This is a genomic window from Streptomyces sp. CCM_MD2014 (assembly GCF_000772045.1).
GTDB classification, from domain to species: domain Bacteria; phylum Actinomycetota; class Actinomycetes; order Streptomycetales; family Streptomycetaceae; genus Streptomyces; species Streptomyces salinarius.
The window spans coordinates 4016730-4043636 of record NZ_CP009754.1; the positions used below are offsets into that span (position 1 = coordinate 4016730).

Consider the following 26907-nt stretch of genomic DNA (forward strand, 5'->3'; position numbering starts at 1 on the left):
CGGACGGCCGGGCTCCTGTTCATTCCCGGCCGTCGGACGTCGGGCGCGCTCAGCCGGCCAGGAGCTTCTTGACCGCCGCGGCGACCCGGCCGCCCTCGGCCTGCCCGGCCACCTTCGGGTTCACGATCTTCATCACGGCACCCATGGCCCGCGGCCCCTCGGCGCCGGCCGCCTTCGCCTCCTCGACGGCCTGCGCGACGATCGCGTTCAGCTCGTCGTCGGAGAGCTGCTTCGGCAGGTAGGCGGCGAGCACCTCGCCCTCCGCCTTCTCCCGCTCGGCCTGCTCGTGGCGGCCGCCCTGGGCGAAGGCCTCGGCGGCCTCACGGCGCTTCTTCGCCTCGCGGGTGATCACCTTCTGCACCTCGTCGTCGGAGAGCTCCCGCTTCTCCTTCCCCGCGACCTCCTCCTTGGTGATCGCGGCGAGCGTCAGCCGGAGCGTCGACGAGCGGAGCTCGTCGCGCTCCTTGATCGCGGAGTTGAGGTCGTCGTGCAGCTTCGACTTGAGCGTGGTCATGGACCTGATTGTCGCAGGTGCGCGCGGAGCGGCGCCCGCCGATTTACGCGCCCCGGTGAACGCGGGCCCCGACGGACCGCCCGCCACCGCTTCCCTCCCGCTTCTGACACGATGGACACATGCGCGCGCGATACGGAGTACCCCTGGGAATCACGGCGGTTGGCGCCGCCGGCCTGATCTACGCGACGGGGATCGAGCCCCGTTCCTTCCGCCTCCGACGGGTGACGGTCCCCGTCCTCCCGTCCGGCATGCGCCCCCTGCGCGTACTCCAGGTCTCCGACATCCACATGGTCGGCGGTCAGCGCAAGAAGCAGCACTGGCTGCGCTCGCTGGCCGGGCTGCGCCCCGACTTCGTGCTCAACACCGGCGACAACCTGTCCGACCCGGAGGGCGTCCCCGAGGTCCTGGACGCCCTGGGCCCCCTGATGGAGTTCCCGGGCGCCTACGTCTTCGGCTCCAACGACTACTACGGCCCCCGGCCCCGCAACCCCGCCCGGTACCTGCTCGAGAAGGTCCAGGGCCGCCACGGCTTGAACGGCAACCCGCCCGTCGTGGGCGCCGTCCACAACCCGTGGGAGGACCTGCGCGACGGTTTCGACGCCGCGGGCTGGCAGAACCTCACGAACACCCGCGGCACGCTCAAGATCGAGGGCGTGTCGGTGGAACTGACGGGACTGGACGACCCGCACATCAAGCGGGACCGGTACACGGAGGTGGCCGGCGGCCCCTCCGACACGGCCGACTTCTCGATGGGCGTCGTCCACGCCCCGTACCTGCGCGTCCTGGACGCCTACGCCGCGGACGGCTACCCCCTGATCGTCGCCGGGCACACCCACGGCGGGCAGCTGTGCATCCCCTTCTACGGCGCCCTGGTCACCAACTGCGACCTGGACACGGACCGCGTGAAGGGCCTGTCCACGCACACGTCCGGCGGCCGCACCTCCTACCTCCACGTCTCGGCCGGCTGCGGCGCGAACCGCTACACCCCGTTCCGCTTCGCCTGCCCACCGGAGGCGACACTGCTGACGCTGGTGGGCCGGGAGGACTGACCGACCCTTCGGGGAGAGCGGGGGAGCCGGGGCCCCGGGGCCTGGGGCCCGCAGCGCGAAGAGCCACACCGCAACGTGCCGGCCGCTGGCCCGGGGTAACCCACACGGCCCACCCGCATAGCCCGCCATGTCCGGTCTGTCTACGTTGAGGCCATGACAGCCCCGATACCCAGGGACATCCCGGACCTCCCCCCGATCCCGGGTCACGTCGTCCTGCCGCCCACCGCCGTGCCGGCCCGCGCCGTACTGATCCCGGCCCGCCGCCGCCTGGTGGCCGCCTACCGCGGCGCCGTCGCCCTGCTGGCCCTGACCGGCGTAACGATCACACTCCTCACCGCCGACGGCCCGCCCACGACGCCCCTGAGCCACTTCACCGTCCAGAGCGGCATCCTGCTGGCCCTGGTCATGCTCGCCTCCGCAAGGTGCGCCTGGTCCGCCCACCACCCCCTGCCGGGCGCCCTCACGGGAGCGGCCCTCTTCTACGTCGTCGCCGCGGGCCTGGTCCACCACCTGCTCCCGGAAGGCGCGTCGCCCCTGTTCACGGCGCCGGACGCGACCGGCCCGGCCTGGCAGGCCGCCGCCACCCACGTCCTCCACACGGCGGTGCCGCTGGCCGCGGCCCTGGACTGGCTCCTCTTCACCGCCCCCGGCCACCTGCACCTGCGCCAGGCCCCCGCATGGCTCCTGTACCCCCTGGCCTACCTGGCCTTCGCCCTGACCCGCGGCGCGCTGCTCCCGTCCGGCTCTCAGGACCGCTACCTCTACCCCTTCCTCGACGTCGACCAGCACGGCTACAAGGGCGTCCTCGGCAACGCCCTCCTCGTGGGCCTCGCGCTGTACGCCCTGGCCGTCCTCCTGGTGGCCCTGGACCACGCCCGCCCGAGCCCGTTCCGCCGCCCCCGGTAAACCGGATTTCGCCTCCGGCCACCGGTGGGCTAAAGTAAACGACGTCGCCGCGACGAGCAGCGACGATCGGGGTGTGGCGCAGCTTGGTAGCGCGCTTCGTTCGGGACGAAGAGGTCGTGGGTTCAAATCCCGCCACCCCGACAGTGAAGTACCAGGTCAGGGGCCTGATCCAGTGAGTGGATCAGGCCCCTGAGTGGTTCCGGGGCCATTCTTGGGAGCCGTTTGGGAGCCGACTTCATATCCCGGCTCCCAAACGACCCCTATCGGTGAGGTCGCTCGATCACTCACCAAGCGCGGCGGCGGGCGGGAAGCTACGCCCTTCCTGCCTCACAACCGTCTGAGCGTGTGCGAGCATCGGCGCGCCGCACCCCGATGCCAGTTGGGCCTGCTAGTCCGATGAACGTTCCTGGCGGGATTTCCCATACCGCTCCCACGCTGCCTGCTTGGAGATACCCAGCGCGTCGCCGATCTGCGACCAGGAATGATCCAGGAAGCTGGCGCGCAGGGCCGCATCGCGGGCCTGGCGGGCGAAGTAGCCGCCCGATAGGCGGATCGCCGCCAGGGCGGCCATCGGTTCGTCCGCCTCGATCAGGGCATCGAGCTGTTCACCAACGGAGCGGATCTGATTGGCGAGGGCCGCTGAGACTACGGCTCCATCGAACTCTGCGATGTGCTCGTCCAACCACTCCTGCTCCGCGGCGCGCTCGGCCTCGCCCTCCTCAGACGTGATCGGGTGGGCGGTGGGGCCGCGATAGCCACCCTTTCCCTCCATACCGGGAGAGACGTCGGACCCGCGCCAGCCGCAACTGCACGAAGCCGCCACGGCCGCGAGCTCGTGGTACTCACCGTCGAACTCGTGCACGGGCGAGGGGGCGAATACATGCCCGTCGAACTGATTGGTCGTCATAACCGTAAGGATTTCATTACGCTCGATCGACCGTCAAGCTGGGTCGTCAGGATTTCATTACGGGCAGCCCCGCAGGCACCGGACAGTCAGGGGCGTCTGCGGCGGCGCTACGCCCTGGGATCACCCGTCCTGCACACTCCAATTCAGCCCACGCCCCTGGCTGCTTCTTACGGCTTGGCCGCGACGGACGGCGTCGCCGCGGACGCCAGACCAGGCCCTTTCAGAGCGCCCGCGCGGACAGACCGACCTCGGCTGGGACATGGCCGGGATGCCCGCAGCGATCTGCGCCACCGGCGTGACCCTCTCCCTGACCAGTCACGAGGCGGCTCGCGGTGCCCCTCATCACTGCCAGCTCCGGGGCCCGGGAGACATCAGCACCCGGAAGTACGTCACGGCAGCGGGTCTCCACTGCCGGACCCATCCGGCCCGGCAGCAGAGGCGACCGCCACCGGGAGGCGGGTGCATCCTGGCCGAGGTAGGGCTAGAAGCTGGGCTTGTGAGTCACCGATCCGGAGCACGGTGTCGCCTTCGGGTATGCGATGAACAACATCGTCGGGGGCATCGACGATGTGCGTGCGTCCTCCCTGGTCGAGACGGTGCGCGAGGCTCTCGCGTAGCCGGTCGGCGTCCCTGGCGGTGAGACCGCGGGAGATTCTTCGGTCATCCGCTTGGCCACCCGGGGCGATGGACGCCAGGCACCGCCCTTCGACCCGACCTGCGTCAGCCGGGCATCGCCGTTGCGCGCCCGTCTGCCGCCGGCGGGACCCTCCGAGATCCTCGGCCCCGGAGCAAGCACACCGCTCTGTCAGTATCCGCCGCTACTGTCGTGATGACGCATAGGGGAGCGAGTCCAGGGAGAGGGCCGGCTGTGGGTGGGAAGCTGCGGGTGGGACAGGTCTACCGTTACGCGAGCGGCAAGGACCCGAAGCCGGAGTCGCTCGACGGCTTCCCGAACTTCCACCACGTGACGCACTCGTCGGGCCACAAACGGGCTCTTCTGGAAGCCGGCATCAACGGGATGGCCAAGGTCTCCACCCCCGACGGCATACGCCGCCCGGCGATCCTCATCCGCTCCAGTCCCTGGAAGGCCGGCACCGAGCAGACGCCTTGGCACGACGTCTTCGACATGGACAACGGCCACGTCCGCTATTTCGGCGATCACAAGGCCGGTTCGAGCGTTCCGCCCGGCACGACCACCGGCAACGCCGCCCTACTCGACGCCTTCACCGACCACCAGGGGCGTACCGCCGATGAACGAGCCGCCGCCACCCCTCTGCTGCTGTTCCGCGCAGTGCCCCGGAACGGCAAGCCAAAGGGCCATGTGGCGTTCTGTGGGCTCGGCGTCATCGAGCGGACCGAACGGTTGGTGCAATGGGGAGGCCGCGAGCACACCCCGTTCGTGAACTACGTCTACGACATCGCCCTCATCGACCTGACCTCCGAGGACGACACGGTCGACTGGGAATGGATCGGGGCCCGCAGGGACAAGGGCGTGTCCCACGCTCAAGCACTCGACCTCGCGCCACGGGCATGGCGGGAGTGGGTCAAGCACGGTTCCTCGGCCCTCCCGGGACTGCGTCGCCGGGTCGCCCGGGCTCAGGTGGCCAAGGTGCGTGATCAGCGCCCGAAGCCAGGCAGTGGTGAAGCGGCGGACCTGGAAACGATCTACAAGTACTTCGACGGCCGCAAGCACGACTTCGAGGCTCTGGCCGCCGCGGTGGCGGCTCGTGTACTGCGTGGGGCGGGTCACGGGTACGTGGAAGGCTGGCTCACACGTCGGTCGGGTGACGGCGGAGCCGATTTCGTCGGACGTCTCGACCTCGGCGGCGGAAGCGGCCTGGCGGGCACGAGCCTCGTCGTGCTCGGGCAGGCGAAGTGCGTCAAACCCGACACACTCATCACGGCGGAGCAGATCGCCCGGGTGGTAGCCCGGCTCCGACGCGGGTGGATCGGGGTCTACGTCACCACCGGCGCCTACTCCGAGTCGGCACAGACCGAGATGGTGGAGGATCAGTATCCGATCCTCCTCCTCAACGGCACGAGCCTGGTCGCGGAACTGCGGAGCATGGCCAGGGACGACCACGGCGGCGACCTGGCGGCGTGCATCGAGCACGTCCTCGCCGGACGGGAGGTCGCGATCACAAACCGACGCCCCGAGGAAATCCTGCTGCAGTAGCCGGCCACCGGCCGTCCTTACGCACGGTGAAACCCGGCAGCTCTTCTTCCAGGGTGAACGCGCCTGACGGCACTCGGGGATTCACCCTCCGGCCACCACGGACAGCGACTCCCGGAACACGCCTTCCAGCTCCTCGTCGAGTACTTCCGCCGGCAGCGAGTCGAAGGAGATGAAGGCGTTGAGCCTGAGCACACGCATGAGGAAATCGCGGAGTACCCGCCTCTCCACGTTGGGCGGAACGTCGAGCGTTTGCCACACCCTGACGATCGCCCGCACCAGATGCGGGCTCCCGCCGATCGAGGTGCGTCGGGCGTAGATCTGGTCGAAGTCCGACTCGTTGAGCACGGACAACGAGGCGTAGAGGTCCTCCCTCCCTCCGTCCTCGTCGTACAGAAGGTGTGCTCGCCACCACAGCCGGCCGAAGACGTGGCGTGTGACGTCGGTCCCCAGCACCCGGTCGCGATGCAGGTCCGCGAATCTCCACGCGGACACGTCCGGCAGGACGACGAGGGAGAGGAAGGCCCAGAGGTCACCCGCGACCGCCTCCGCCGGAACGATGCCCGAGTCTCGATGGAGGACCGTCGCCACGTCGATGTCGAAACCCGCCGCCTGCCTCCTGCCGGGTTTGGCGGGATAGCCGCGTTCGGTGGCGCACGCGAGCACCGCCTCGCGTAGGGAGCCGAGGTTTCGCTCGGGAAGACGGGACCCGCCGGTGGCCGCGTAGAACATGGCCGGGTGGGAGAGAGCCGAACGATCACGCAGATACTCGACGGAACGGTGTAGGCACTCCTCCCGGAGGTTGGCCGCGGCCGCGGGCAGAAGCCGCGGATACAGGTGGACCATCACGTTTCCTTGGAGAAGAGGCCGACGGCGTGCTGGATCTTCGCCGAGAAGAGCGCCGGATCCGTGCGACGTGTCATGCGCAGGGAGGTGAGGGATGTACCGGGGAGGAAGGTACGCAGAAGGCCGAGCAGTGTGTGACCGAGCGTGTCCGGCTCGAACCGGGACGAGTCCGTCAGCTCTTCGTCGGACACGGCCCGCTCGATCATCAGGCGGACGACGTCCTGTCGGACGGCGGACTGGATGAGCCGTTCCGCGTATGACGCCTTCTCCGCGCGGCGAAGCGCGTTGAGCACGACCGGCGTGCCGCTGTTCACGAGCAGCACGACGGCGCCCATCGTCGCCGCCTCCAGGTTCGGACCGACGTCGAGGTACCAGGGAGCGTTCTCCGGGTAGCCGGCACTCTTGAAGTCGACCACGGCCATGGGGAACTGCGACGCGTCGCCCTGCAGCCGCACCCCGGCCCGGTGCTGCCAGAGCACGGACCCCGCGCGTCGGGGGCCGGTCGGATCCGGATTGTCCAGGGCCTTCGCGAGAACCAGTTGGGTGTCGAGGGACAATCGGCCGCCGCTGTCGCGTCCGATCACGGTGAACGAGAGCTGTGCCGATCGGATGCCCCCACCGTGCAGTGTGATTCGGTGGGCCAGTCGCCGGAGGCCGCTGCCGGTGGAACTCCAGATCGCGGAGAGGGCGAGCTCGGCCTCGTATGGGAGTCCGGCCGAAGCCCTGACTGCGTCGAGGTCGACCTCGACCACCGTTTCGAGGGACAGGTCTCTCTGGAAGTCCCAGTCGGGTATGAAGGAGGGCAGCGGAACGGCTTCCCCGTCCTCGGACTTGAGGGACCACTCGGACATCGTCACCGACCCGGCGGCCGCGCTGCGATAGGGGTAGGCGCGACGATTCACCGATCGTCACCCCCTGCCTCGGCCACGACCGTCACCTCGGTCATGGTGTCGGGGGCCGGCCGGACGACCAGCGACCAGACCGTGCCGTCACCGCCGACCGTGTGCAACGAAGACCCGTCAGTCACGGGTCCGCTCCCCGCACGCCATCCCAGCACCGTGGGGATCGACGCTCCGATGGGCGGCTCCGTCTCGACACCGCGTCCGTCGCCCAACGCGACGGCGGGGCGACCGTGGACGACGTAGGAGCCCGCGTCGGGCAGGGTGAATCGCTGGACGATGACGGCTTCACCGTCCACGACATCGTGTTCGGGGGCTCCGTCGTACAGAACGCGCCTGCGACCGGGAGGGACGCCGGATCCTCCTCTGGGGCCGGGGCTCCCGCCGGCTCCGGCCGGCCCTCCGGAGCCCCGTCCGGTGCCCGAGGAACCTCCCGGGGGCGTCGTATCCGCGGCGAATACCGCCTCCGCCCCCTCCCCCGCCGTACCCGCCATGAGTCCAGCCATGAGTCGGCTCATCCCCGCGAGGGAGACACCTTCGCCCGCCTCGTTCGCCACCCGGGCCGGCCCGGAAGCCTCCTTCATCGCGTCGTTGATCTTCCGGAGGGCGTGCTTGGCCAGGCGCTGGTCGTCGCCACTGAGCTTGTCCACCAACCAGGCGTCGTGCGATGCGGGCTCAGCCGCCGCGAAGACCCGGTCCACTGCGGCGTCGGCACGGAAGACCGCGGCGTAACCTCCGCTCTCCTCGAAGAACGGGGGACCTTCGAGGTACTTCACCACCAGGTCGACCGGCCGCATGAGACACGTGTGGTGAAGCCGGTCCCCGATACCCGCCTCCTGCGCCACCCGAGGGGGCCTTCCCTGCGGGGAGATGAACTTCCGCATACCGAGTCGGCCGAGGACGCGCCCCATGGACTTGTGCTCGACGAGACGGGTCATGTCGTCGTAGGCCCAGACGAACGGTCGCAGGTGGGGCACCTCCGACGGCCTGGGAACGGGGACGGCCAGGCCCTCGTGGTGGGCGGAGAAGCGCATGGGGGCGTCTCCTCCCTCCGGGAGCATCTTCGGCCAAAGGTTCCAGACCATCGCGTCGACGATCCACCTCATGGCCTCGGCGTCGTCGCGTTCGCCGAAGACCGGGTCGAGAATCGCGACGGAAGTCCCGGTGTCGCCGTCGGGGAGGGAATTCAGGCCGAGACTTCCGGCGACCTCGTCCGCTTCATCCCCGACCAGCGGCTCGACGTAACCGCGGCGGACCCTTCCCCAGAAGTGGCGGCCGGTGAACGTCTTCGCACCGTCGTCACCTTCCACGGTGTAGCTCTCGTGGACCGCCCACCCGATGAGTCGGGTCTCCAATCGGTCGTCCACCCGACAGCGCGTGTGCACGATCACCGTGTGCGATGCGGAGAGGAGGTGGAAAACCGCCTTCCCGAAACCGTAGGTGCCGCCACGGCCGGTGACCTTGCTGGAGCTGCCGGTCTTGCGGACGAACGACGCGAAGTCCGACTGCCCGGGAACCGCGACGTCGGCGCGGGTGGGTCCGCCCAGCCCCCTCGTCCCCGTGTCGGTCACGGTCAGGATGCGCGGGGCGGGACGTGCCAGCGAGGCCCGGAGCTTGAGGTGTCGAAGCTGAGGCGCGCCCGCGGCCAGGAGTTCGCGCCACACCGGAGCCTCACTGGGCCCGAGGGTGCGCAGTTCCACTCGGTAGTTCACCGGACCATTCCCGGTTCGTGCGTCCCAGCTGTTCTGAGCCGACTCCCTCACCAGAAGTGTCAGCGGGTCGAGCTCGGTGCCGTCGAGGTTCTTCAAGGCACCTTCGGCCGTCCCTCCGCCGCCGGGGGCGTAGGGCTCGGACGACCAACGCGGGGATTCCGCGCTCATGGCGTCCACCCCAGCTCGTCCAGGAAGGCATCCACGGACGCGTCGTCCAGCACCGGCGAGTGGACACCGGCCAGGTCGACGGTGTAGCGAACGTCCAGGAGTGCGTCGGGTACCGGCTCCGTCAGCGAAGCGGCCGTGAGGCGGGGGAAAGCCCCGTCGACCTCGTACCAACGTTCTTCAAGCGGTGACACGCGCAGTGCGCCTTCGTCGTCCGTCTGTCCGTGCCGATAGCCGACACGTGCCAGTCGAAGCCACAGCTCCGACTCGTCGTCGCACATCCGGGCCGCCTCCGCGGCGAGCTCACCGACGGTCCGCCCCCGCGGGCTCTTTTCGAACCGCTGCCAGGCCAGCATCAGACGACCGTCCTGCGGTGCCTCCAGCTGGTCGAGTCCGTGGACGTCGAAAGTCCTACGCTCCGAGGTCGTGTGCGTGCTCTTCGCCTCCACGGCGCGGAGGCCGTCGGAGAAGTCGTGCCGTCCTCCCTCGGGGCCGGTCCACCACCTCACGGCGCCCGGGTCCTTGACGAGCAGGCGGAGGAGGACCGACAACTCGCCGATGAGGCCGATCTCCTGCGTCTCGGTGAGCGTGCGGGGTATGCCGCTGAAGAGCTGACGCCAGCGGTTCACCACCGCCAGCGTAGTGCGGTAGGGCTGCCGCCCGTCCGCCTCCAGTGCCACGAGGACGTCGGCGCACAGCCCCGTGAAGACGTCGTCGAGATCCCTACGGGTGCAGACGATGTCCGCGAAACGTCCGTAGGTCTCGTCGTCCTGCAACGCCCGCTCCATGACGCGGAGTGTTCCGCCGATCCGCCCGGTGGGGACACGTCGACGTCCCCGGAGGGGGATCAGCAAGTGACGCAACGAGTCACCGTCGGTAGCCGCAGCGACCGCCCCGTGCTCGGTGACGACGGGGAGCGGAGAGGTCCTGAGAGCAGCTCCTGGGCCGAGTGGGGCGAGATCCAACTCGGCCCAGTGCCGGTCGAGCACACGCCGCAGATCGGCGCCCCCGCTCAACTGTCGTCCTCCTCGAAGAGCAACGACAGGTCTTCCTCCTCGTCGTCCTGTACGCGGGACAGGTCGGCGCTGTAGTACTCCACCTCACTGTCCTCACCCCGAGGCATCGGAAAGACCAGACCGACGCCGATCACGTGGTCGACGGCATCGAGCGGGGCACGCCTCTCGCGGTTCGTCGGTGACGGCGATAGAGCGTCGATCGGGTACAGGGTCAGCAACGCGGTGTCGGGCGCCTGCTCGCGCCTGGCGTTCTTCAGCGCCGCCTCGTTGATCTCCGTCAGCGCACCGAGGTCGAGATCGACGCCGGCATCGCGACGGCTCATCAGGGTCTTGATGTCGGCGGCGTCGCCTCCGCTTTCGCCGAGCTTCGCTCGGATGACGCGGTCCACGGCGAGCCCGGGACCGAACTCGTACCGCTTTTCCGGATCACCGCTGAGCGGATTGCCGATGATCGCCACGTTCCAGCGCTTCAGCGAACCGCCGCCCCCGGACCGCACCCGACGCTCTACGTAACTGCGCAACAGACCCGCGTCGCACTCCAACGACTTGCCGTGGAAGCGGTATTCGTCGAGGAAGTCCAGGATGATGTCGTAGGGCACACCTCGGAGGATGTGCCTGCCCTGCATTCCGTCGTCCTGGTGTCGGGCTCCCGCCAATCGCAGGGAGCGGTCGACGAGGTCGTGGGCGGCCTGCCGGTTGGCCCGCAACCACTCGGCGTCCCGCGTACGGAAGTAGCGGGTCTGCACACGCTGCCCTCCGTACGCCGCACTCGCCTTCACCGCGTCCCGCATCTTGCCCGCCGCCGTGATACGGAGTGACGGGTGGGTCCGCATGCGGACGGCGAAGGTCCTGGGCGTCTTGTCCTCGACCATGTACACATCGATGTCCCGACGCATCTCCGACTCGACGGTGGCGATGTGCCTGAACCAGTCGCGCATCCCGTCCGTCATCCAGATGCGCGGCAGGTCTGCGTACCCTTCGCGGAAGCCGAACCAGCGGCCCATCTGCAGCAAAGAGTCGTACGTCGTGGCGTTTCGCACGAAGTAACTGACGGCGAGCCCTTCCAGGGTCAAGCCACGCGACAGAGTGTTGCCGCCCACGGCGATGGCGACGACCGGGCCGGCCTCGTAGTCCAATCGCTTCACGCTCTTCGAGTTGTCCAAGACGATGCGACAGTCGTCCACCACACCGGCCAGCAACGGAAGGAGAGCGTCGAAGGGAACGGGCGTCTCCCCGAGGTCCGGCTCGTTACCGGGGACACGGGCTATCTCGGCCTCCCAGAGCCGCCTCAGCTCCTCGATCAGTTCCCCGTCCGCGGCATCGAGCCACCCCGCCGTCCGCTTGCGAAACGCCTCCAAGGGCCCTTCGAAGCTCTCGTGGACGACGGTGCTGACACTCGTGTGGATGAGCATCGTGGAGTGGGGAACCCCCGTACCACGCACCCGTCGGGCGGCCGTGACGAGCCAGAAGTACAGGACTGCCGTCCTCAAGGCACCGCTGATCTCGGGTACGAACCCCTCGATCTCGTCTCGTCCCGGTCGAACGAGGGGCACCTCCTCGTCGGGGACCGTGCGGATCATGTCGTATCCGTCCGGTACCTCCAGGGGGTCCTCGCCGTCCAAAGCGTCCCGGCCGAACAGAACCTCGGTGCCGAAGTGTCCGCGTGGCTTCGGCAGATTGACGACGAAGTCCTCCGGATAGAGGTCCTTGGCGGCGGGGTCGATCAGCAGGTTGGCGAAGGGCGTGGCGGTGTAACCGACGTATCCCCCGCGGGGGAACAGATCGATGATCTCCCGGATCAGCGGATTGGTGCTACGTGACGCGACACTCGCCTGGTCGGCCTCATCGTCGATGATCAGTGTCGGGCAGTTGCGCAGGTAGTCGGGCGCCTTTTCCAACCACGCCTTGAGCTTCCGCAGCCTGGGCACGTTCTTCTTGATCACGCAAAGGACGTGCTGCTGACTCCTGTCGCCGAAGAAGGCCGCCGGGTTGCCTGCGGGAGGCTCGAAGTCCCCGACGCGACCGGTGAGCGGGTGCCACTGGTCTATCACCGGCTCCACGAGCTGCCGCTCGAGTCGGAGCTGGGTCTGCAGTCGCAGCCCGTTGTGGACGCCGGCGAGGACGATGAAGAACTTGTATCCGGCGTCGGCCGCCTTCGCGATGAGCGCGGTGAAGTTGCTGGTCTTACCCGACTGCACGTAGCCGACGACCAGCCCTCTGGTAGAGAAGGCGCTCTCTAGGGGGTGGTCGAGCATAGAAACGACCTTGGTCGAAGCGGAGTCGAGGCCGCGTAGGCTGTCCTCGTCCCACGACTGTTTCGCCAGCAGGTTCCTGAGAGCGGGCCAGCACCTGTCGTCGTCCTGGGGGCCGACGTACCAAGTCTCGCGGTTGTTCCGGACGACGGAACCGGGCTCCCGCTTCTCGCGGACGGCGATGGTCTCCTGCTGATGACGCTCCGCAATGCGCTTGGCGAGCTCGTCGGACATACCGAAGAGCTTGATCGTCGCCAACGCCTGTTCGGGCGTGTGCGTTTTGATCAGGCGCTTGAACGCCTCGTACTGATCCTCGAACTCCTGCAAGCCCCACCCCTCGGATACACGGCGTACCGCGATCGTAGGGGTGGCCTACGGGTCGACCGCCATACGAGCGGCGTCCGACCCGCGCGCCCGTCGGCCGCGGACGTCAGGTCGGCCACGGCCACCACCGCTCACCCTCCCCTAGGTGGACCAACGGCTGAGGCCCCGGCGTCGGTGTCCAATGAAACAACTCTATATCCGCGCGCACCGACAACCGGGCCCGGATGCGGGAAGTTCCCCGTACGGAATTACCGAACGTTCTGCGCAGGACCGATCAGGCAGCCGCCGCCAGCTTTCGTCGCCGCTTGGGCGGACGGGGAGCCTTCACCGTGGTCGTTGCCTGAAGGTCCCGCTGAGCGAGTAGTAGCGGGGCGAGGTGCTCGGCGATGGCCCGTCCCAGCCCGACGGGCACGGCGTTACCGATCTGCCGTGCGATGTCGCTCCTGCTTCCACACCATTGGAAAGACTCCGGGAAGCCCTGCAGTCTGGCCGCTTCCAGGTGTGTGATGGGCCGATGCAGCCAAGGGTGCAAGTAACGGCCCTTCTCCGGTTTGAAGAACTCCGTACGGATGGTGACCGACGGCTTGTCGCGGTGCAGTCGCCCCATGACGTCGGCGGAACCGCTCTTGTGCTTCTTCCAACAAGGCGCAAGCAACTCGAAGGGGATGTCGAACCGGTTTCCCCCCTCGGGAATGGAACGATAGCGCGCCATCGAGATCGGCTTTATGCCGTTTCGGCGCAGATGAAGCTCGTCCATACGGAACGGGCCGGCGATCTTACGCCCGTTAGCGGACACCTCGCGTGTGGGTAGATCGGAGGAGAGCTTGCGCAGCACGAGGTCGGAAATCGTCTGCCATACGGTGCGTTCGGGCCCGGCAGCCGGAGTCGGGATGAGCGCGGCCTGTAGTTCCATGTCCGTCAGGTCATCGATTAGACGAGCCGAGTCCACGGCGGATCGTAGATCCTTTCGGATTCCGACGACAATCGCACGGAAACGTCGTTGCGGCACACCATAATCAGCAGCGTTGAGAAGATCATCGTAGATGAAGTATTCGGAGAGAGCTCCCCCATCCCGAACTTCTCTGCGCAAGAGTTCGAATTCGGGAGAATTCCTGAAGGCGTCGACATTCTCCATAACGAAAGCCATCGGCCGGACGGTTGAAACCACATCCAGATAATGGCGCCAAAGCTGGTTGCGCGAATCGTTCGGATCTTGGTTTCCAAGCCTCGAAAACCCCTGGCAGGGCGGACCGCCCAACACGATGTCGGCTTCCGGGAGTCCTCCGGGCCTGTCGACCCAGTCCGCGATGTCCCCTTGGTGGATATGCGCCCCGAACTTCTCGGTGAAGTTCACCGCGTACGTAGCCGCCGCTGCCCGATCGAGCTCGACGGCTGCGACGGGCCGGTACACCGGACGGCCGCCGCACTTCGCGTCGACGAAGCCCTGCGTCAGCCCACCGCAGCCGGCGAAGAGGTCGATCGTCCTCAGCGGAGGGAGACCGGGCTCCCCCGTCTCCACTTCGGAGGCGTCGACTTCATTGTGTGGTTGGCGCATTGGCGCACTGTAGCCGGCCACCAGGCCGGAAGGCAATCTCCTGACTCTACAGCTCAACAGCGTTTCGCGCCGGCCCCCAATCAGGTCCATTTCGGACTGCTCGATCAGGTCATGCAGCCATTTAAGCTCAAGGAGTGGACCTTGGGCACCCTTCACGCGGATCATCCGACGGCCTCGCGAGCCGACGGCGTACCTCTGCCTACCGCCCGGCCTCCCGCGCTTGGCGCCCCAGGGCCGGCATGACGAGGACTGATCGCAAACGTGAACAGGATCGGGCTGCCGGAGGTCACGCCAAGCGGTTCGTGAGCGACGAGTCCGGCGTCAAAGTACCCGCCACCGTCGTCCTGACCGAGTCTCGAAGGACGGGGCACGTCGTCGCCAGACTCGAATGGGCGGTCGCAGGACGCAGACGCCGATACTCCCTCGGCGCGGTGGACCACCCCACCCGGAGTGCCAACCTTCGTGCCGCTTGGCTCCTGGCCGAAGAAGCCGGGCTCCTGGTGGAGGAGGAGATAGGGAACTCCTGGGCCTCGTCGAGCGGTACCCGGGCGTCGATGCGTTCCAATAGGGCACGCGACACCAAGCCCGAGCTCAGGCTCCGCTCCTCTCTGCACCGGGAAGGGCTGCGCTTCAGGGTGAACGCCAGGCCGGTGGCCACGTTGCGCCGAACCGCGGATGTACTTTTCACCAAGCACAAGGTGGCGGTGTTCGTGGACGGCTGTTACTGGCACGGGTGCTCCACTCACCGGTCGATCCCATCGACGAACAGGGACTTCTGGGTGTCGAAGATCGAAGGCAACAAGAGCCGTGACAGAGAGACGGACCGCCTCCTGGTGGAACACGGCTGGTTCGTGGTCCGAGTCTGGGAGCACACGCCGATCGACGATGCGGCCGCCCTCGTACGACTCGGACTGGAGGAGTCCAAAGAAGAGCGCACCGCCCGTGTGCTCAGAGCGGACGGCCGTTGAGTAGATCGTCCAGGGCGTCCACCTCCCTTCGCAGTACGATCCGCCCGTCTCCGTCGCTGTAGGCGAGGAGCCGGGCGCCGGGGGCCAGGCCGGCCTCGACGAGAATGCCCATGGGAAGTTCTACGGAGCCGTCCTCACGCACCAGGGCCTCAGCCGGTTCTCGGATCATGCCGCCAGGATCGCACACCGCTCCCACCCCCGTTGTTCCTCCTGGAGCGGCAGGCGCAACCAGAGTGACCAGATTCCGTAGTCGCTCTGCACGGGTTCGCAAACCGCAACGAGCCACTACGGCCCGTCCTACGTTGCGCGTCACAGGACGGCCGCCACATCAACTTGGCTGTCGGACCTCCGCCAGAACATCGTCCAAGAGTCCCCTCACATCGCTTCCGCCTAGCACCAGCTGTCGATCAAGCAGCCGGTTTCCGGTTTCGCAGGAGGTCTCGCTCACCAGGGAGCAACCGTGGCAGGCCGAGAGGTTCAGCTGTGAGGCTCCCTGCCGATCGCTCTCGATGCAGACCGGGTCGTTGGAACAGATATCCGCGTCGTCCAGAGCGGCCACCAGGAGCGGGATCAACTTCTCGGGGGCCCCGAGTCTGACGAGGCCGCCGAGGGTCCCCTGAGCGTCCCCCGCCGCGGTGTAGATCAAGATCCCGGCGGTCTTGTCCGTACGGTCGGAGTTAGCGTAGATCCGCTCCTGCAGCGCGGCGGATGCATAACCGCTTGCGAACGCCAGTCGCCGGATAAGCAGGTGCGCCAGCGTGTGCAGGGCGATGTACCTGGGTTCCGGCATGTCGAGGCGGCCGGCCCAGGGAGAGTCGGCCCTGCGCTCCTTGAGGATGCCGGCGCGTGCCTCCACCTCCGGTTGCGCCTCCCACTCGGCGAGCTTCCGCTCGTCGAACCGCAGGAAGATCCCCTCCCCGAACAGCTCGATCGCCGGGTAGGTGGGCCAACGCCGCTGGTCCGCCCCCAGATCAACGCTGATCATTGCCGCTTCTGCGTCATGACGCCGGAATCCTCGTAGAGCACGGACCTCACGGACCCTGCGCACCTGCCCGACGCCGCTGATCTTGCCGAGCAGACTCTGCGGCCCTGTGACGCCTCCGAGGCTTCGTCCGTCGACGACGAAGTCGCTTCCCGAACCGTCACGTCCACCGTCCAGCTTCTTCAGGAACGCCGCCCACTCACCATCCTTGAGATCGAGCAGCATCTCGTCCGGTGCGGTCTCCTCCCCCGCCGCCACGGCGAGGACGGTTTCCGACGTAACTCCGAGATCGTCGGCGATCCACTCCGCCACCTGCTCCGACAGGGGCCCGCCGTTGTCCGTCACCACCTTCTCGAAGAACACGTGCCCGCGGATCTTGTCGGCCGCCTCCGCGGACTGCGGACGTTCCTCGGGTATGTCGAGAGCCGAGATCCTCTCGGCGATGTAATTGCCCGTGGCACCGCGCTGAACGGCGACCAGCTCGTACGGGCAGGGCTTCTTGACGGAGTCCTCCGGCTCCCAGGGTTGCCGCCCCGCGCAACGGATCCCGTCCCGGTGCAGAGCCCCCTTCGTCACGAGTTCCGCGAGCCTGCGCTCGTTTCCGCATCCATAGCACTTCACCACCAACGCCGCGAGACCTTCGCCACGGGTGGCCAGCTTGTGGAACCTGAGCGCCTTGTAATCGCGGCAGAAACGGACCGCTTCGCTCAGGCTCGCCCCGCGCCCACGATGCGCCCACTTGAACCAGTTGACGTCCTGGGCGTGGCTGCCCTTCTCACAGACGGCGATGTAGCGCATCGGTACGAGGGCGCCGCCACACTCACAGGCGTTACTCCACTTACCTTTCTTTTTCCCGGTCAGCATCGAGAGCTTGTCGCAGCGTTCGCAGAACCGCCAAGCGGGAAAGCGCCAGTAGGGCAACGCGGGAGTGTCCTTGCCGGCGCGACCCGCATGTTCCGGCGGTTGCCTGAGGACGCCGGCACCGAGGCGCGCCATCAGTCGCTCACAGCTGATCTCATGGGCGAATCTCTTGTCCCACCAGGACGTGTCCGGCGCCATGAGCGACTCACCCCGGACGTCGACGATCGCTCCCACACCGAACGGCGAGATCGTCTCGGAGAGGCGCAGGTCATGCCTGATCTTCTCCACGGTGCACCTCCTCCTGCGGCTCCTGGACCTCGACCGCCACGTTTGGCTCCACAGACCTCATCGAGTCTCCGACGAGCCACCCTTCTCCGGGCTGACCGAACCTCTTCAACAGAGCTGCTTGATCCTTCTTCGTGCGCTGGTAGTACAGCGGCTCGTCCGCCTCGCGTGCCTGTGCCGCCCGCCGGTCCCAATCCCTCAGAAGGCTGCCCACCGCAGAGCGCGTCTCCTCCGCTTCGAGACCGTCGGCGCGCGTCACGTAACCGAGAAACCCGTCGACGAGTCGGTCGACCGCTTCGCGGATCTTGTCGTCCCCGAGGTCCAGCCGACCCGCGGCGTCGTTCGGGGCGAGCGCGCTGAACGACTGCCTCAACAGCGCCACGAGTGCGCCGGCGAGCGAGCGGTTGCGCGAGGCCAACGACCACGGCGTGACACTCGTGGGCTCTACGCTCCGGTAAAGAGCCTCGTGATAACCGCGGAAGGTCTCGAAGTGCGATCGGTCGCGGGCCCTGCTCGACCGGAACAGCGTGACGACGACGCCTTGCGTGTCTCCACGCCCGACACGGCTGGTGGCCTGGATGTACTCGGCCGTGGTCTTCGGCTGCCCCACCATGAGCATCAGCGCGAGCCTCGGAATGTCGATGCCCACGGAGAGCATGTTCGACGAGAGGACCACGTCCACGGCGTCCGACGACTCGTCGACCCCGATCCGGAGCGCACGGAGGTCGTTCGGCAGCTCCTCCGCTCCGCGGCGACTCGTCAGTTCGAGGACCTTTCCGGCCCTGACGGGACGCAGCGGGAAACCGAGCCTTTCGGCACGAGGCTCCAGACGGCCGTTGACGTCGTCGACGACCAGCGTTCCGGTACGCCCGAGCTCGCGGAGGCTGTTGTGATACATGACCAGTGTCCAGTACGCGTCCCGTGGCGCGGCGGACGGAGCGCGGGCGGCGAGTGCCTCGGGCATCTCCACCATGGGGGTGACGGCGGCGATGACGGCCGACGGCTGCGAGACCGACTGCGGCATCAAACCGACGTAGAGACGCCCTTCTCCGCTCTCAACGGGGCGGGAAAAGAACGTCCGGTCGTCGTCGAGCCCCGACGGCGGGTACAGGGCGACTTTTCGTCCGTAGAGCCCTCCCACCTGTTCCTCGGACGCGCGGATGGTGGCCGTCGAAGCCACGATCTTGGGGCTGACCCCCGACCGGCTCAGCAGGAGCTGGATCACCGCGTCGAAAACGGCGACGGTGGTCCCGAGCGGCCCCGAGAGCAGGTGCAACTCATCCTGAATGATCATGGACGGTTGCTTGAAAATGGTCCCGAGACCGAGCAGCCTCCCGGCTTCCGGCTTGAACTGCAGACGTGCGAACTTGTCGACGGTGGCCAGCAGGATTGTGGGCGGTTCCTCGTACAACACCTCGTCGACGACCGCGAGCGGAAGCCCGTCGGTGAACTCGCACGACTCGTCGACGCAATGGAGTACGACGTCCGGTCCCACCAGACGCATGCCGTAGGCATGCGGCTTGTCGCTCCTGAGCTTCGGCACCATCGGCGTCAAACACCACGGGCAGCTCTCGACCTGGAACTCGTTCGCCTCTTCCGGACGCGCGGCCTTCTGAAGACGCTTGAGCGCGTCACGCGCCTCTCCACGCGTACCGGGGGTGACTTCGTTGCCGACCCACAGACCGATCGAAAAAGGCGCCATCCCCTTCGCCCGGCCGTCCGTGGCCCGCAACCTCTCCATCGCACAGACCAATGCCGCGGCCCGCTGGAATTGCTGAGCGGTCAGGAGCCGCAGGGTATAGCGGGTGATGACGGCGGTTCCCCCACCGGCCGTACCGTGGCCGAGCCGTCGGCGGAAGACCTCGATCGCGGCGAGACCCAGGTATGCCTCGGTCTTACCACCACCGGTCGGAAACCAGATGAGGTCGACGAGTCCCCGGTCCTCGTGCCTCTCGTCAACGGTGGAAGCCAGCGAGACTAGCAGGAAGCCGAGTTGGAACGGCCGCCACTCCGGTTCCCGCACCTGGTCCTCCGGCTCCCCACGGTTGATCGCCCCCTGCCGCATCTGAAGGCGCATGGCGGCCATGCCGAGTGAGAATGCCGTTCGGAGATGTTGCTGTTCGGGTGACCGGAGGAGGTCGACGCCCTTCTTCATCCTGCCGACCGTGTTCTCCGAACGTTCGGCGATACGGACGGCCACGGCTTTGTCGTCGCCGAACGCTTCCGCCCGTTCCATCTGCCGGGAAGCCCAGCCGGCGAACGCCTCGACGAAGGCGTCCAACGATTGCAGTACCGCTCCGGGGTCCTCGTCGATCTGCTGGAGGTGCCTCATCTCCAAGGCCCCGGCTTCGGCCGTCCCCTCGTCGAAACCCGTGGTCTCGACGGCGGGCACCACGAACGCCGGGACGGGTTCGAGGAAGATCCGTGTGCAACGGCCAGCCGTGAACTCCCAGTCCGCGGCCATTCCGTGCCCGACCGCGTAGACCTTTCGGTTGCGGTACCGCAGACGCAGCTCGGCGGCTTCCGGATCGGCGTCGAACGAACGCGTCGTGTCGTACTCCAGGATCTCTGCACCAGCGGACGGAGTGACGGCCAGACGGACCTGGAACAGCATCCCGGGGATGTCGAGACGGTCGTCACCCGTGGACTCGGTCAGAACCCGTACATGGACGGTGACCAACGAGTTTCCCCCGAAGACGCGCCAGCGCGATCCGACCTCGACCGAAACACCCCCCACGGACAGGCGCTCGATCTTCTTCTCCCGCCGGAGCTCGATGACGCCGGCGGAGAACGGAGTACGCCGCCATCCGGGTGGCCCGTCCCCGTCGACGACGGCGTACGTGCCGCACGAGAAGTCGACGTCGACGGAATCGCCGTCGGTGACGAAGGAGATCGCGACGGACGAGGGCCTCCAGTCCTCTGCCAGGGGGATCCCGGCGCCGCTCTCCTCCACCTCGCCGTCCGGGACGTCGGCGGAAACGTCTTCGTCCGTGTCTCCGCCGCCGTGAGTCCCTCGATTCCCGGCCTCGACCGGGAACAGCATGCCGACGGCGTACTGCCGGTGAGGCAGGTTCGTCGTGACCTCGTCATCGCCCGCCTCGGGCCCTACGTAGGACTCTCGAAGGTGTTCCAGGGCCTTCTTCTGAGCCACGGTGAGGTTCACTTGCAGACCTGCTTTCGAAGAAGAGCCTGGAGCCGCTTCTTGTCCTCTTTGGACGCGATCACGTGGAGCGTGACCCGCGCCCTCGTGACTGCCACGTAGAAGGCGGCCAGGCCCCGATCGTCGTACTCACGGGGCAGGCCGCAGACGATGACGTGCTCTGCTTCCAGCCCCTTGGCGAACCGCGGGTTCGTCACGAGGAACCCGGCCTCGCTTCTATAAGGCTCGGCGCCCTCGGAGACGTTGATGATCCAGATGTCTTGACGACGGACGCCGTCCGCGACGAGGTCCCGGGCCACGGATTCCGCCGCGTCGACGTCGGCCGTCCCATCGGACCACCGCCATTCCACTCGGTCACCGTGGACGATGCCCGGGTCTCCGACGTCGGCGCCCAGGTATTCCTGCACGACGTGGACGATCGCCCGGGTGTTGCGGACGTTCCGGTCCAGGTCGTACTGGAGCGCCTCCTGCTGGACCAGCTCACAGACATCAGGGTCGAATTCGCCGTCGACGCGCGCCTGGTTGTTCGGATCCAGGAACATCCTCCACCGACCGCCCTCGCGACCTCCGCGGATCACGGAATCCAGTGCGTCCATACCCTCGGCGTTCATAAGGTCCTGCGCCTCGTCGACGAAGACGACGTCGTACTGCTTGTCACCTGACAAGTCCGCGAACGGAAGAAGATCGATGTCTCTGCCCTCGATCCGCGGACCGAAGAAGTCGACGAGGGCGGGTGAGTGGAAGGTGATGAGAACCGACTTTCCCTCGCCCGCCTCCTGCTTCGCGCCTTCCACCAGCACCAGGGACTTTCCGGTGCCCGCACCGCCGAAGACGAGCATCCTCGGGTTTCGGGAGAGCGCGGCCAGGACCCGTGCCTGCCCCTCGGTCGCCCGGTTCTGCTCCTCCAGGACGGCGCCCCGCTGTGCATCGATCACGGGCATCCGCGTGAACTCGCCGAAAAGGCGCGCCCGCAGGGTCTCGGACCGAGCGATCCTGACTCCGAAGGGTGCCGTCCTAGCCTCACCGGCGACCTTCTCGAAGGATTCCGTCATCGCCGCGATGGTCATCTGGTCCCTGGCCCACCAGTGGCTCCCCTTCCACTCGACCGCGGCCGGAGGCGCGTCGATGTCGGGGGTGAGGGCGACGGCCTCGGTCGCGAACCAACCGACGCCTTCCTCCTGAAGAATGTCGCGCAACGCGTACATCGCCGACTGCGCCTGGTCCATCGGGGACTCGCGCAGCTTCTTCCAGTCACCGTGGCGGTCGATGGAGTACCAGACGCCGTCGTACTTCCTGACGCCCCCGCCCTTGACCTCGACGATGACGACGACACCGTCCCAGAGCACGACGAAGTCGGCTTCCCCCTGCTGCTTGACCGCATGACTCCGCAGCTTCACCGAGTGGAAGGCGACCGCCCCGTGGGGCCCGTCGATCGCCCGCAGCAGTCGCGCCACCCGCCGTTCGGCGTTGCTGGTGGTCGTAGTCTCGACGTCGGCGAGATCCGGTACCAGGATCATGCTCCCTGCTTTCGCCAGAGGTCTTCGTAGGCGCGGTATCCGAGGAAATCGTTGACCGCCCCGAAGTTGTCGGCGACGTCCACGATGAGGCACTCCGGTTTGCCGCCGTTCGCGGGGCCGCGCAGTCCGCGGCCGGCCATCTGGATGTACGCGCTGGGGCTGAACGTCGGCCTCGCGATGTACAGGGCCCGGACACCCGGTGCGTCGAAGCCCTGGATCAACAGATCGCAGTTCGCCAGGACCCGGATCTCCCCCTTCTTGAACTTCTCGATTACGTCACGGCGTGCCTGCCGTCCGGTCTGGCCGCTGACCGCCTCGGCCGCGACCTGCCGGTATCGGAGCGTGGCGGCGAGGACCTGGGCGGACAGGACGTTCGGAGTGAACACGAGGATCGGCCATTCCGGGTCCCGGCGAAGAATGTCCTCCACGAGAATCCGCATGCGGGCCTGGTCCCGCCCGATGCGGTCGAGGACCTTGGGCTCGAGTTTGCGCCACGACTGCACCTGCTCGAGTTCGTCCGGCTTCAGCGCGACGTCCACGCCCTTCAGCACCTCGTGTCGAACCCGCGCGAGGACGCCCCTCCTCGACAGCTCCTCGTAGGCGTTGCCTCCGAAGGCCCTCATGATGTGGTGGCCGAAACGGGCCGCCAGCTCCTCCGTCGGCTTGGTGACGACGTCGCTCTTCCCCTTGAACGGGGTGGCCGAGACGCCCACCAGAGGCCGCTCCCAGCTACGGCCGTCGACTCCGAGCCACCTGAGGATCTTCGTGTACATCTTCGACCCGCCCGCCCGGTGCGCCTCGTCGATGAACACCGCGGACGCGCGACTGAGCCACTCGTACTCGGGGGTGTCGGCAACCCTGTCGAGCTTGGCGTCGGTGGCCACGACTACGCTGAACTCGGTGTCGGGCTCGTGGACCACGTTGGAGTTCCAGAGCCTGCCGATGGTCAACGGACGCTCGTCGCCGAGCCAGCGCCAGACGGTCTCGAACGTCTGCACCGCCTGCTCGCAGAGCTCCTCCGACTGCGCGATCCAGATCACGGTTCCGCTCATGTCGCCGTCAACGAAGAGCCGCAGCACGGTTTCGGTGGCGACGCGAGTTTTTCCGGCTCCCGTCGGAAGTTCCACCATGCCCTTGCGTGCGCGCCCGTCCGCTTCCCGGGACGTCAGAACCTCCTTCAGCTCCCGGCTGATCTCCTTCTGGAAATCGTGCAGAGGGTTGAGCCTCACGGCACCGGGCACGACGAACTCCTCGTCCTGGTGCCGACCGCGCCGTCCGGCATACTGCGTGCCGAATCCCATCTTCCGGAGCCAGGCGACGGTCGACGCTCCCCCCGCCCACGCCGTGGGAACGTCCGTGTACCCCTCGATGCTGAATTGATCTTTGAGGAATCTGATCGAGTCACTGCCGTAGACCGTCAGGAAGAGCTCCGCAACGGACGTGGAGTCGTCCACCAGGCCCTGCCCTTCGAGTGCCTGCCAGAGCCCCTTCGGCAGGCACTCCTTCAGCGTGTCGTCGCCGAAGAAGATCTCCAGGCGCTCCGCATCACCGGTTGCGGCCCGGGCGGCTTGCCGCTGTTCCTCCAAACGTTGGTCTGCACGTGCTCGGAGGATGTCGCTCAGCTCGGCGTTCGACAGACGCAGGTCGAACGCGCCGTTGACGATCTGCAGCACGCGCTCTTCGTCGAGGTCGGCATGGACCACAAGAGTCAGCCCCTCGAGATGCCACTCGAGCGTCTGGTCCTCGACGCCGTCCTCGGTGGTCACGCGCTTTGTGATTTGGACGGCCTTCGCCACGGTCGCGTTCACGACCTTGTCCTCGACGAACGTCGAACGCAGCCCGGCGTACAAGTCGATGACGCGCTCCTCGCCCTGCCGGCCGTCGACCAGCAGCGAGAAGGAGAAGCTGTCCTCGAACCGACGACATCCGACCTCCTCGACGAGCAGCTCCGCTTCGTCGGGGTCCGCCTTGAGGTACGGCTTCTGCCTCATGCTGAGGAACGCGCGTTCTTCTTCGGTCGTCGCCAAGTACACCGCGTCGGGTCGCCTCGCCTCGATGACGCGTCCAACCCTGGCGGGGATGAGACCCGGACGCCCGTCCGGGAATGCGGTCCTGCCGGCAGTGAGGACGAACCCCGTCAGGGCCCCGTTCTTGATCGGCTTGAGGACCTCCGATCGGAGCGCATCGCGCATGACTTCCGCCGGAACCTCGTCCAGCGCCTTCGGCAGTGCCAGGGCGTCTTCGACGTGGCGCGGTCCGCGGAAGAGAGGCAGCAGGGCCTCGTACTCGACGAGCGACGCGGAGACGACGTGACCGGGAGCCCGGTAACCGCGGCTCGACTTCAGCAGGCCAGCCTGGTCCACCGCCCATCGCACGGGGGAAGCGACTCGGTGGGTGAGCCCCGTGTCGACGTCCGTGCAGAGCCAGTAACCCGCCTCGTCGAGCCTGAGCAGCCTCTCCGTCCAGTGTTCGCGGATGCTCTCAGGCGCCTCCGCCTCCTTAAGCATGAGGAGTGCCGAGAACGGACCCGGGCCGTCGCCCTTGTCGAACTCGACCTCTTCGACGTGGCGCTCCCCGGGCCCCAACCTCCGGTTCAGCTCATCCAGGACGTACTGGCAGTAGTCGTCGAAATGGACCTCCTCTTCGACCGAGTACGAAGCCACAGGCTCTGTGATGACGCCTGCTGCATGGGCGATCTGGGGAACGCACTTCGTCCTATCCAACACTCGGTCGGCAATGCCGTCACCGAGGCCGTCGATGTCCAGTACGTACTCGGGCGACGCCCAGCCGCCGTCCCGTGTCGGAACCTTGAGGGCACCTGCCTTGTTGCCCGCCACGACCTTCTGCGCCTGCGCTATGGGCACGTCGACGGCCGCGTCCCAGAATTTCGGAAGCTCGTCGTCCTCCGACTCCGGCGACAGCTTGGCCATCCTGGCCTCGAACTTCGCGAGCGGGTCCAGGTCTCGGAAGCCCCTGTCACCGAGCTTCTTCTCGACGCCGGGAACGGCCAGAAAGTCCGGATCGACGAAGCATGATCCTTCGACCTCGATGCCCTCCACGCGATGGAGGAAGACCTGACCGCGATCCTTGACGGACTTCATGCCGTCAGTCGTGGGTATGACCTTCGCGGAGCCGATGCCGTCGACTCTGGGATTCCGCAGCACGAAGTCGAGCGCTCTCGCGGCAGAGGCCGCGTCGGCCCCTTCCGCCCACTCGCGCAGCCACGACAGGACGCCTCTCTTGGGTACTTTCTCCAGCGCCTTAGCCTCATCCCTCGGCCGCGAGTCGACGAAGGCGGAGGAGACACTGCACACGTAAAGCGTCCGCAGACGCGTCATACGCTGATTGTTGGCGTAGCAACGCCAGTGCGGCACATCGCCACTGGTGTGGGGCGACTTGATCCACTCTTCGTGGTCGCGCTCGGACGCCTCGCTGACGCGGAAGTCGAGAGGACGGAGCTCCGGCGGCGTGCGCAGTACACCTGCAGCATCGGGGATCAGAGCCCTCTCGCATCCGAGCTGCGGGATATGAACGCAGAGGATCTCATCGCCGAACGAGTGGGTCTCGCGACCACGTGCAGGCATGTAGTCCAAGTGCGCTGCAGGATCGTCGAAGGACGAGACCTTCGGCAACATGTCGAGGAACATCCCGGAGAGAGTCACGAGGATCTCCCGGTTGTACGTGTTCGCGAGCAGCGTGGTGCGGTCGTCGTTCACGCTCCAAGGGGCGTTGAAGAGGGCGGATGCCGACGTCCTGTCCTGGAGCGGGAAATACGACCAGAACCCGCCCGTCTTCAGTTGGGCGAACCGTGCCGGCATGGCGACCGTGACCTTCATCCGGTCACGCGACACCGCTTCACCGACCTCGGTCCGAGCCTCGGGGCTGGGTGCGTGCATCCGATTCTCGACGTACCACTCCTCGTGGTCACCGTCGGGACGCTCGATGCGGAACCTACCGTCACCGAGGTCACGCGACACGTGGCTCGTCACGAAGTCGGCGTCGGCGCCGACGACCCGGAGCCGAACCTCGCGCACCGAGTTGACGAAGAGGAGGAACTCGGAGCGGAACTCCTCGATCTCCCTCCGGAGGTTCTCCAACCTCGACGCGCGCGGCAGTCTGACGATCGTCACCGCCCACTCCGCCAGCTCGGCCAGGATCGGGTCCTCGGCGAACTCGACGTCGGCATCGATCCGCGTCAGGGTCCTTAGGACCGGCAGCCTCTTGGATGCGGGGGCGATCGCCGCGAGGGCCGCCTTCGCCTCGGGAGAGTTGAACTCGAAGGCGATCGACCGGCTGAACACCTGCGGAGCGTCGGTGACCGCGAGTACCGACTTGAACCCGAGTCCGAACCGCCCGATTTCATCGCCTCTCTTACCGCTGAGGTGCGCGTGCGCGAGCGTGGTCAGGCCGCTACGCGAAAACGGACGCCCGGCGTTCGCGCAGTACAAGGCCTGGCGATCGAGGTCGAGGACGATCTCGACCCGCCCGGCCCCCTCCTCGTGCTCGGCGGCTCCTGACATCGCGTCGGCCGCGTTCTGCACCAGCTCCAGTAGCGTGCGGTTCGAGTAACCGCCGACTCGGATGGACTCTTCCTGATTGGCGTGCTCCGCGATCAGGTGCGAGTTCGCACGATACGAGTTGGTCGCCCGCTCGAAGAGGTCGTCGACCTCGCGAACCAGACGCTCGTCGGGAATCCAACCGGCTCGATTCGTCGCCACGCCTACACCGCCCCCGCTGCTGACACAGCAACGCACCACTGCCAAAGCCGCACTTGCATGGCTCCTGAAACGTCGATCACCATGTACACCGACGATGT

At 67.2% G+C, this 26907-nt stretch carries 17 protein-coding genes and 1 tRNA gene; 5 read left to right on the forward strand and 13 right to left on the reverse strand.

Going from position 1 to position 26907, the window contains the following annotated elements; translation table 11 throughout:
* Window positions 1–49: 49 nt before the first annotated feature.
* Window positions 50–514 carry a GatB/YqeY domain-containing protein gene (locus NI25_RS17615; protein WP_061443362.1) on the reverse strand — a complete coding sequence of 155 codons (465 nt, stop codon included), beginning with the start codon at window positions 512–514 and terminating at the stop codon, window positions 50–52.
* 119 nt (window positions 515–633) lie between these two features.
* Here NI25_RS17615 and NI25_RS17620 point away from each other — a divergent pair, with 119 nt between their 5' ends.
* The 3 genes from NI25_RS17620 to NI25_RS17630 all read left to right on the forward strand — a co-directional run bounded on the left by NI25_RS17620 (window position 634) and on the right by NI25_RS17630 (window position 2610).
* A complete protein-coding gene (locus NI25_RS17620) occupies window positions 634–1563 on the forward strand; it encodes a metallophosphoesterase (protein WP_061443363.1) in 930 nt (309 codons plus the stop codon).
* Window positions 1564–1716: 153 nt separating this feature from the next.
* The gene (locus NI25_RS17625) at window positions 1717–2469 is read left to right on the forward strand and encodes a Pr6Pr family membrane protein (RefSeq protein ID WP_061443364.1); all 753 of its coding nucleotides are present in this window, start codon (window positions 1717–1719) and stop codon (window positions 2467–2469) included.
* A gap of 67 nt (window positions 2470–2536) precedes the next feature.
* Window positions 2537–2610 (forward strand) — tRNA-Pro (locus tag NI25_RS17630).
* Window positions 2611–2857: 247 nt separating this feature from the next.
* Here the strand turns inward: NI25_RS17630 and NI25_RS17635 are convergent.
* On the reverse strand, window positions 2858–3376 hold the full coding sequence (locus NI25_RS17635) for a hypothetical protein (RefSeq protein ID WP_061443365.1): 519 nt from the start codon (window positions 3374–3376) through the stop codon (window positions 2858–2860).
* A gap of 1018 nt (window positions 3377–4394) precedes the next feature.
* Between NI25_RS17635 and NI25_RS17640 the strand changes: the two genes are divergently transcribed.
* Window positions 4395–5552, forward strand: coding sequence for a restriction endonuclease (locus NI25_RS17640; protein WP_199560942.1), 1158 nt, complete (start codon window positions 4395–4397; stop codon window positions 5550–5552).
* Between the two features lie 81 nt (window positions 5553–5633).
* On the opposite strand, the gene NI25_RS17645 is transcribed toward NI25_RS17640, so the two are convergent.
* The 6 genes from NI25_RS17645 to NI25_RS17670 form a co-directional block, all read right to left on the reverse strand.
* Window positions 5634–6395 (reverse strand): DUF6339 family protein, encoded by a 762-nt coding sequence (locus NI25_RS17645; RefSeq protein ID WP_061443367.1) that lies wholly within the window; start codon window positions 6393–6395, stop codon window positions 5634–5636.
* Entirely contained in the window at window positions 6395–7297 is a 903-nt protein-coding gene (locus NI25_RS17650) for a hypothetical protein (RefSeq protein WP_148315132.1), read from the reverse strand. The genes NI25_RS17645 and NI25_RS17650 overlap by 1 nt, the downstream gene beginning before the upstream one ends.
* Complete coding sequence (locus tag NI25_RS17655; protein ID WP_148315133.1) at window positions 7294–8685, reverse strand: hypothetical protein; 1392 nt, start codon at window positions 8683–8685, stop codon at window positions 7294–7296. The genes NI25_RS17650 and NI25_RS17655 overlap by 4 nt, the downstream gene beginning before the upstream one ends.
* Before the next feature lie 485 nt (window positions 8686–9170).
* Window positions 9171–10160, reverse strand: a complete 990-nt coding sequence (locus tag NI25_RS17660) for a PD-(D/E)XK motif protein (RefSeq protein ID WP_233520850.1) — start codon at window positions 10158–10160, stop codon at window positions 9171–9173.
* 23 nt (window positions 10161–10183) lie between these two features.
* A complete protein-coding gene (locus tag NI25_RS17665) occupies window positions 10184–12766 on the reverse strand; it encodes a Z1 domain-containing protein (RefSeq protein WP_061443371.1) in 2583 nt (860 codons plus the stop codon).
* Window positions 12767–13037: 271 nt separating this feature from the next.
* Entirely contained in the window at window positions 13038–14483 is a 1446-nt protein-coding gene (locus tag NI25_RS17670) for a DNA cytosine methyltransferase (protein WP_233520740.1), read from the reverse strand.
* Window positions 14484–14620: 137 nt separating this feature from the next.
* Between NI25_RS17670 and NI25_RS17675 the strand changes: the two genes are divergently transcribed.
* Window positions 14621–15286, forward strand: a complete 666-nt coding sequence (locus NI25_RS17675; protein ID WP_233520741.1) for a very short patch repair endonuclease — start codon at window positions 14621–14623, stop codon at window positions 15284–15286.
* Here the strand turns inward: NI25_RS17675 and NI25_RS17680 are convergent.
* The 5 genes from NI25_RS17680 to NI25_RS17700 all read right to left on the reverse strand — a co-directional run bounded on the left by NI25_RS17680 (window position 15267) and on the right by NI25_RS17700 (window position 26809).
* Entirely contained in the window at window positions 15267–15455 is a 189-nt protein-coding gene (locus tag NI25_RS17680; RefSeq protein WP_032767136.1) for a hypothetical protein, read from the reverse strand. The genes NI25_RS17675 and NI25_RS17680 overlap by 20 nt on opposite strands.
* A 159-nt stretch (window positions 15456–15614) precedes the next feature.
* Window positions 15615–17417, reverse strand: a complete 1803-nt coding sequence (gene drmB, locus NI25_RS17685; protein WP_061443372.1) for a DUF1998 domain-containing protein — start codon at window positions 17415–17417, stop codon at window positions 15615–15617.
* On the reverse strand, window positions 17398–20577 hold the full coding sequence (locus NI25_RS17690; protein ID WP_061443373.1) for a helicase-related protein: 3180 nt from the start codon (window positions 20575–20577) through the stop codon (window positions 17398–17400). Before NI25_RS17690 ends, drmB begins: the two co-directional genes overlap by 20 nt.
* Complete coding sequence (locus NI25_RS17695) at window positions 20574–22091, reverse strand: nuclease-related domain-containing DEAD/DEAH box helicase (protein WP_061443374.1); 1518 nt, start codon at window positions 22089–22091, stop codon at window positions 20574–20576. Before NI25_RS17695 ends, NI25_RS17690 begins: the two co-directional genes overlap by 4 nt.
* Window positions 22088–26809: a DEAD/DEAH box helicase gene (locus NI25_RS17700; protein WP_061443375.1), complete on the reverse strand. Its 4722-nt coding sequence runs from the start codon at window positions 26807–26809 to the stop codon at window positions 22088–22090. The genes NI25_RS17695 and NI25_RS17700 overlap by 4 nt, the downstream gene beginning before the upstream one ends.
* Window positions 26810–26907: the final 98 nt, after the last annotated feature.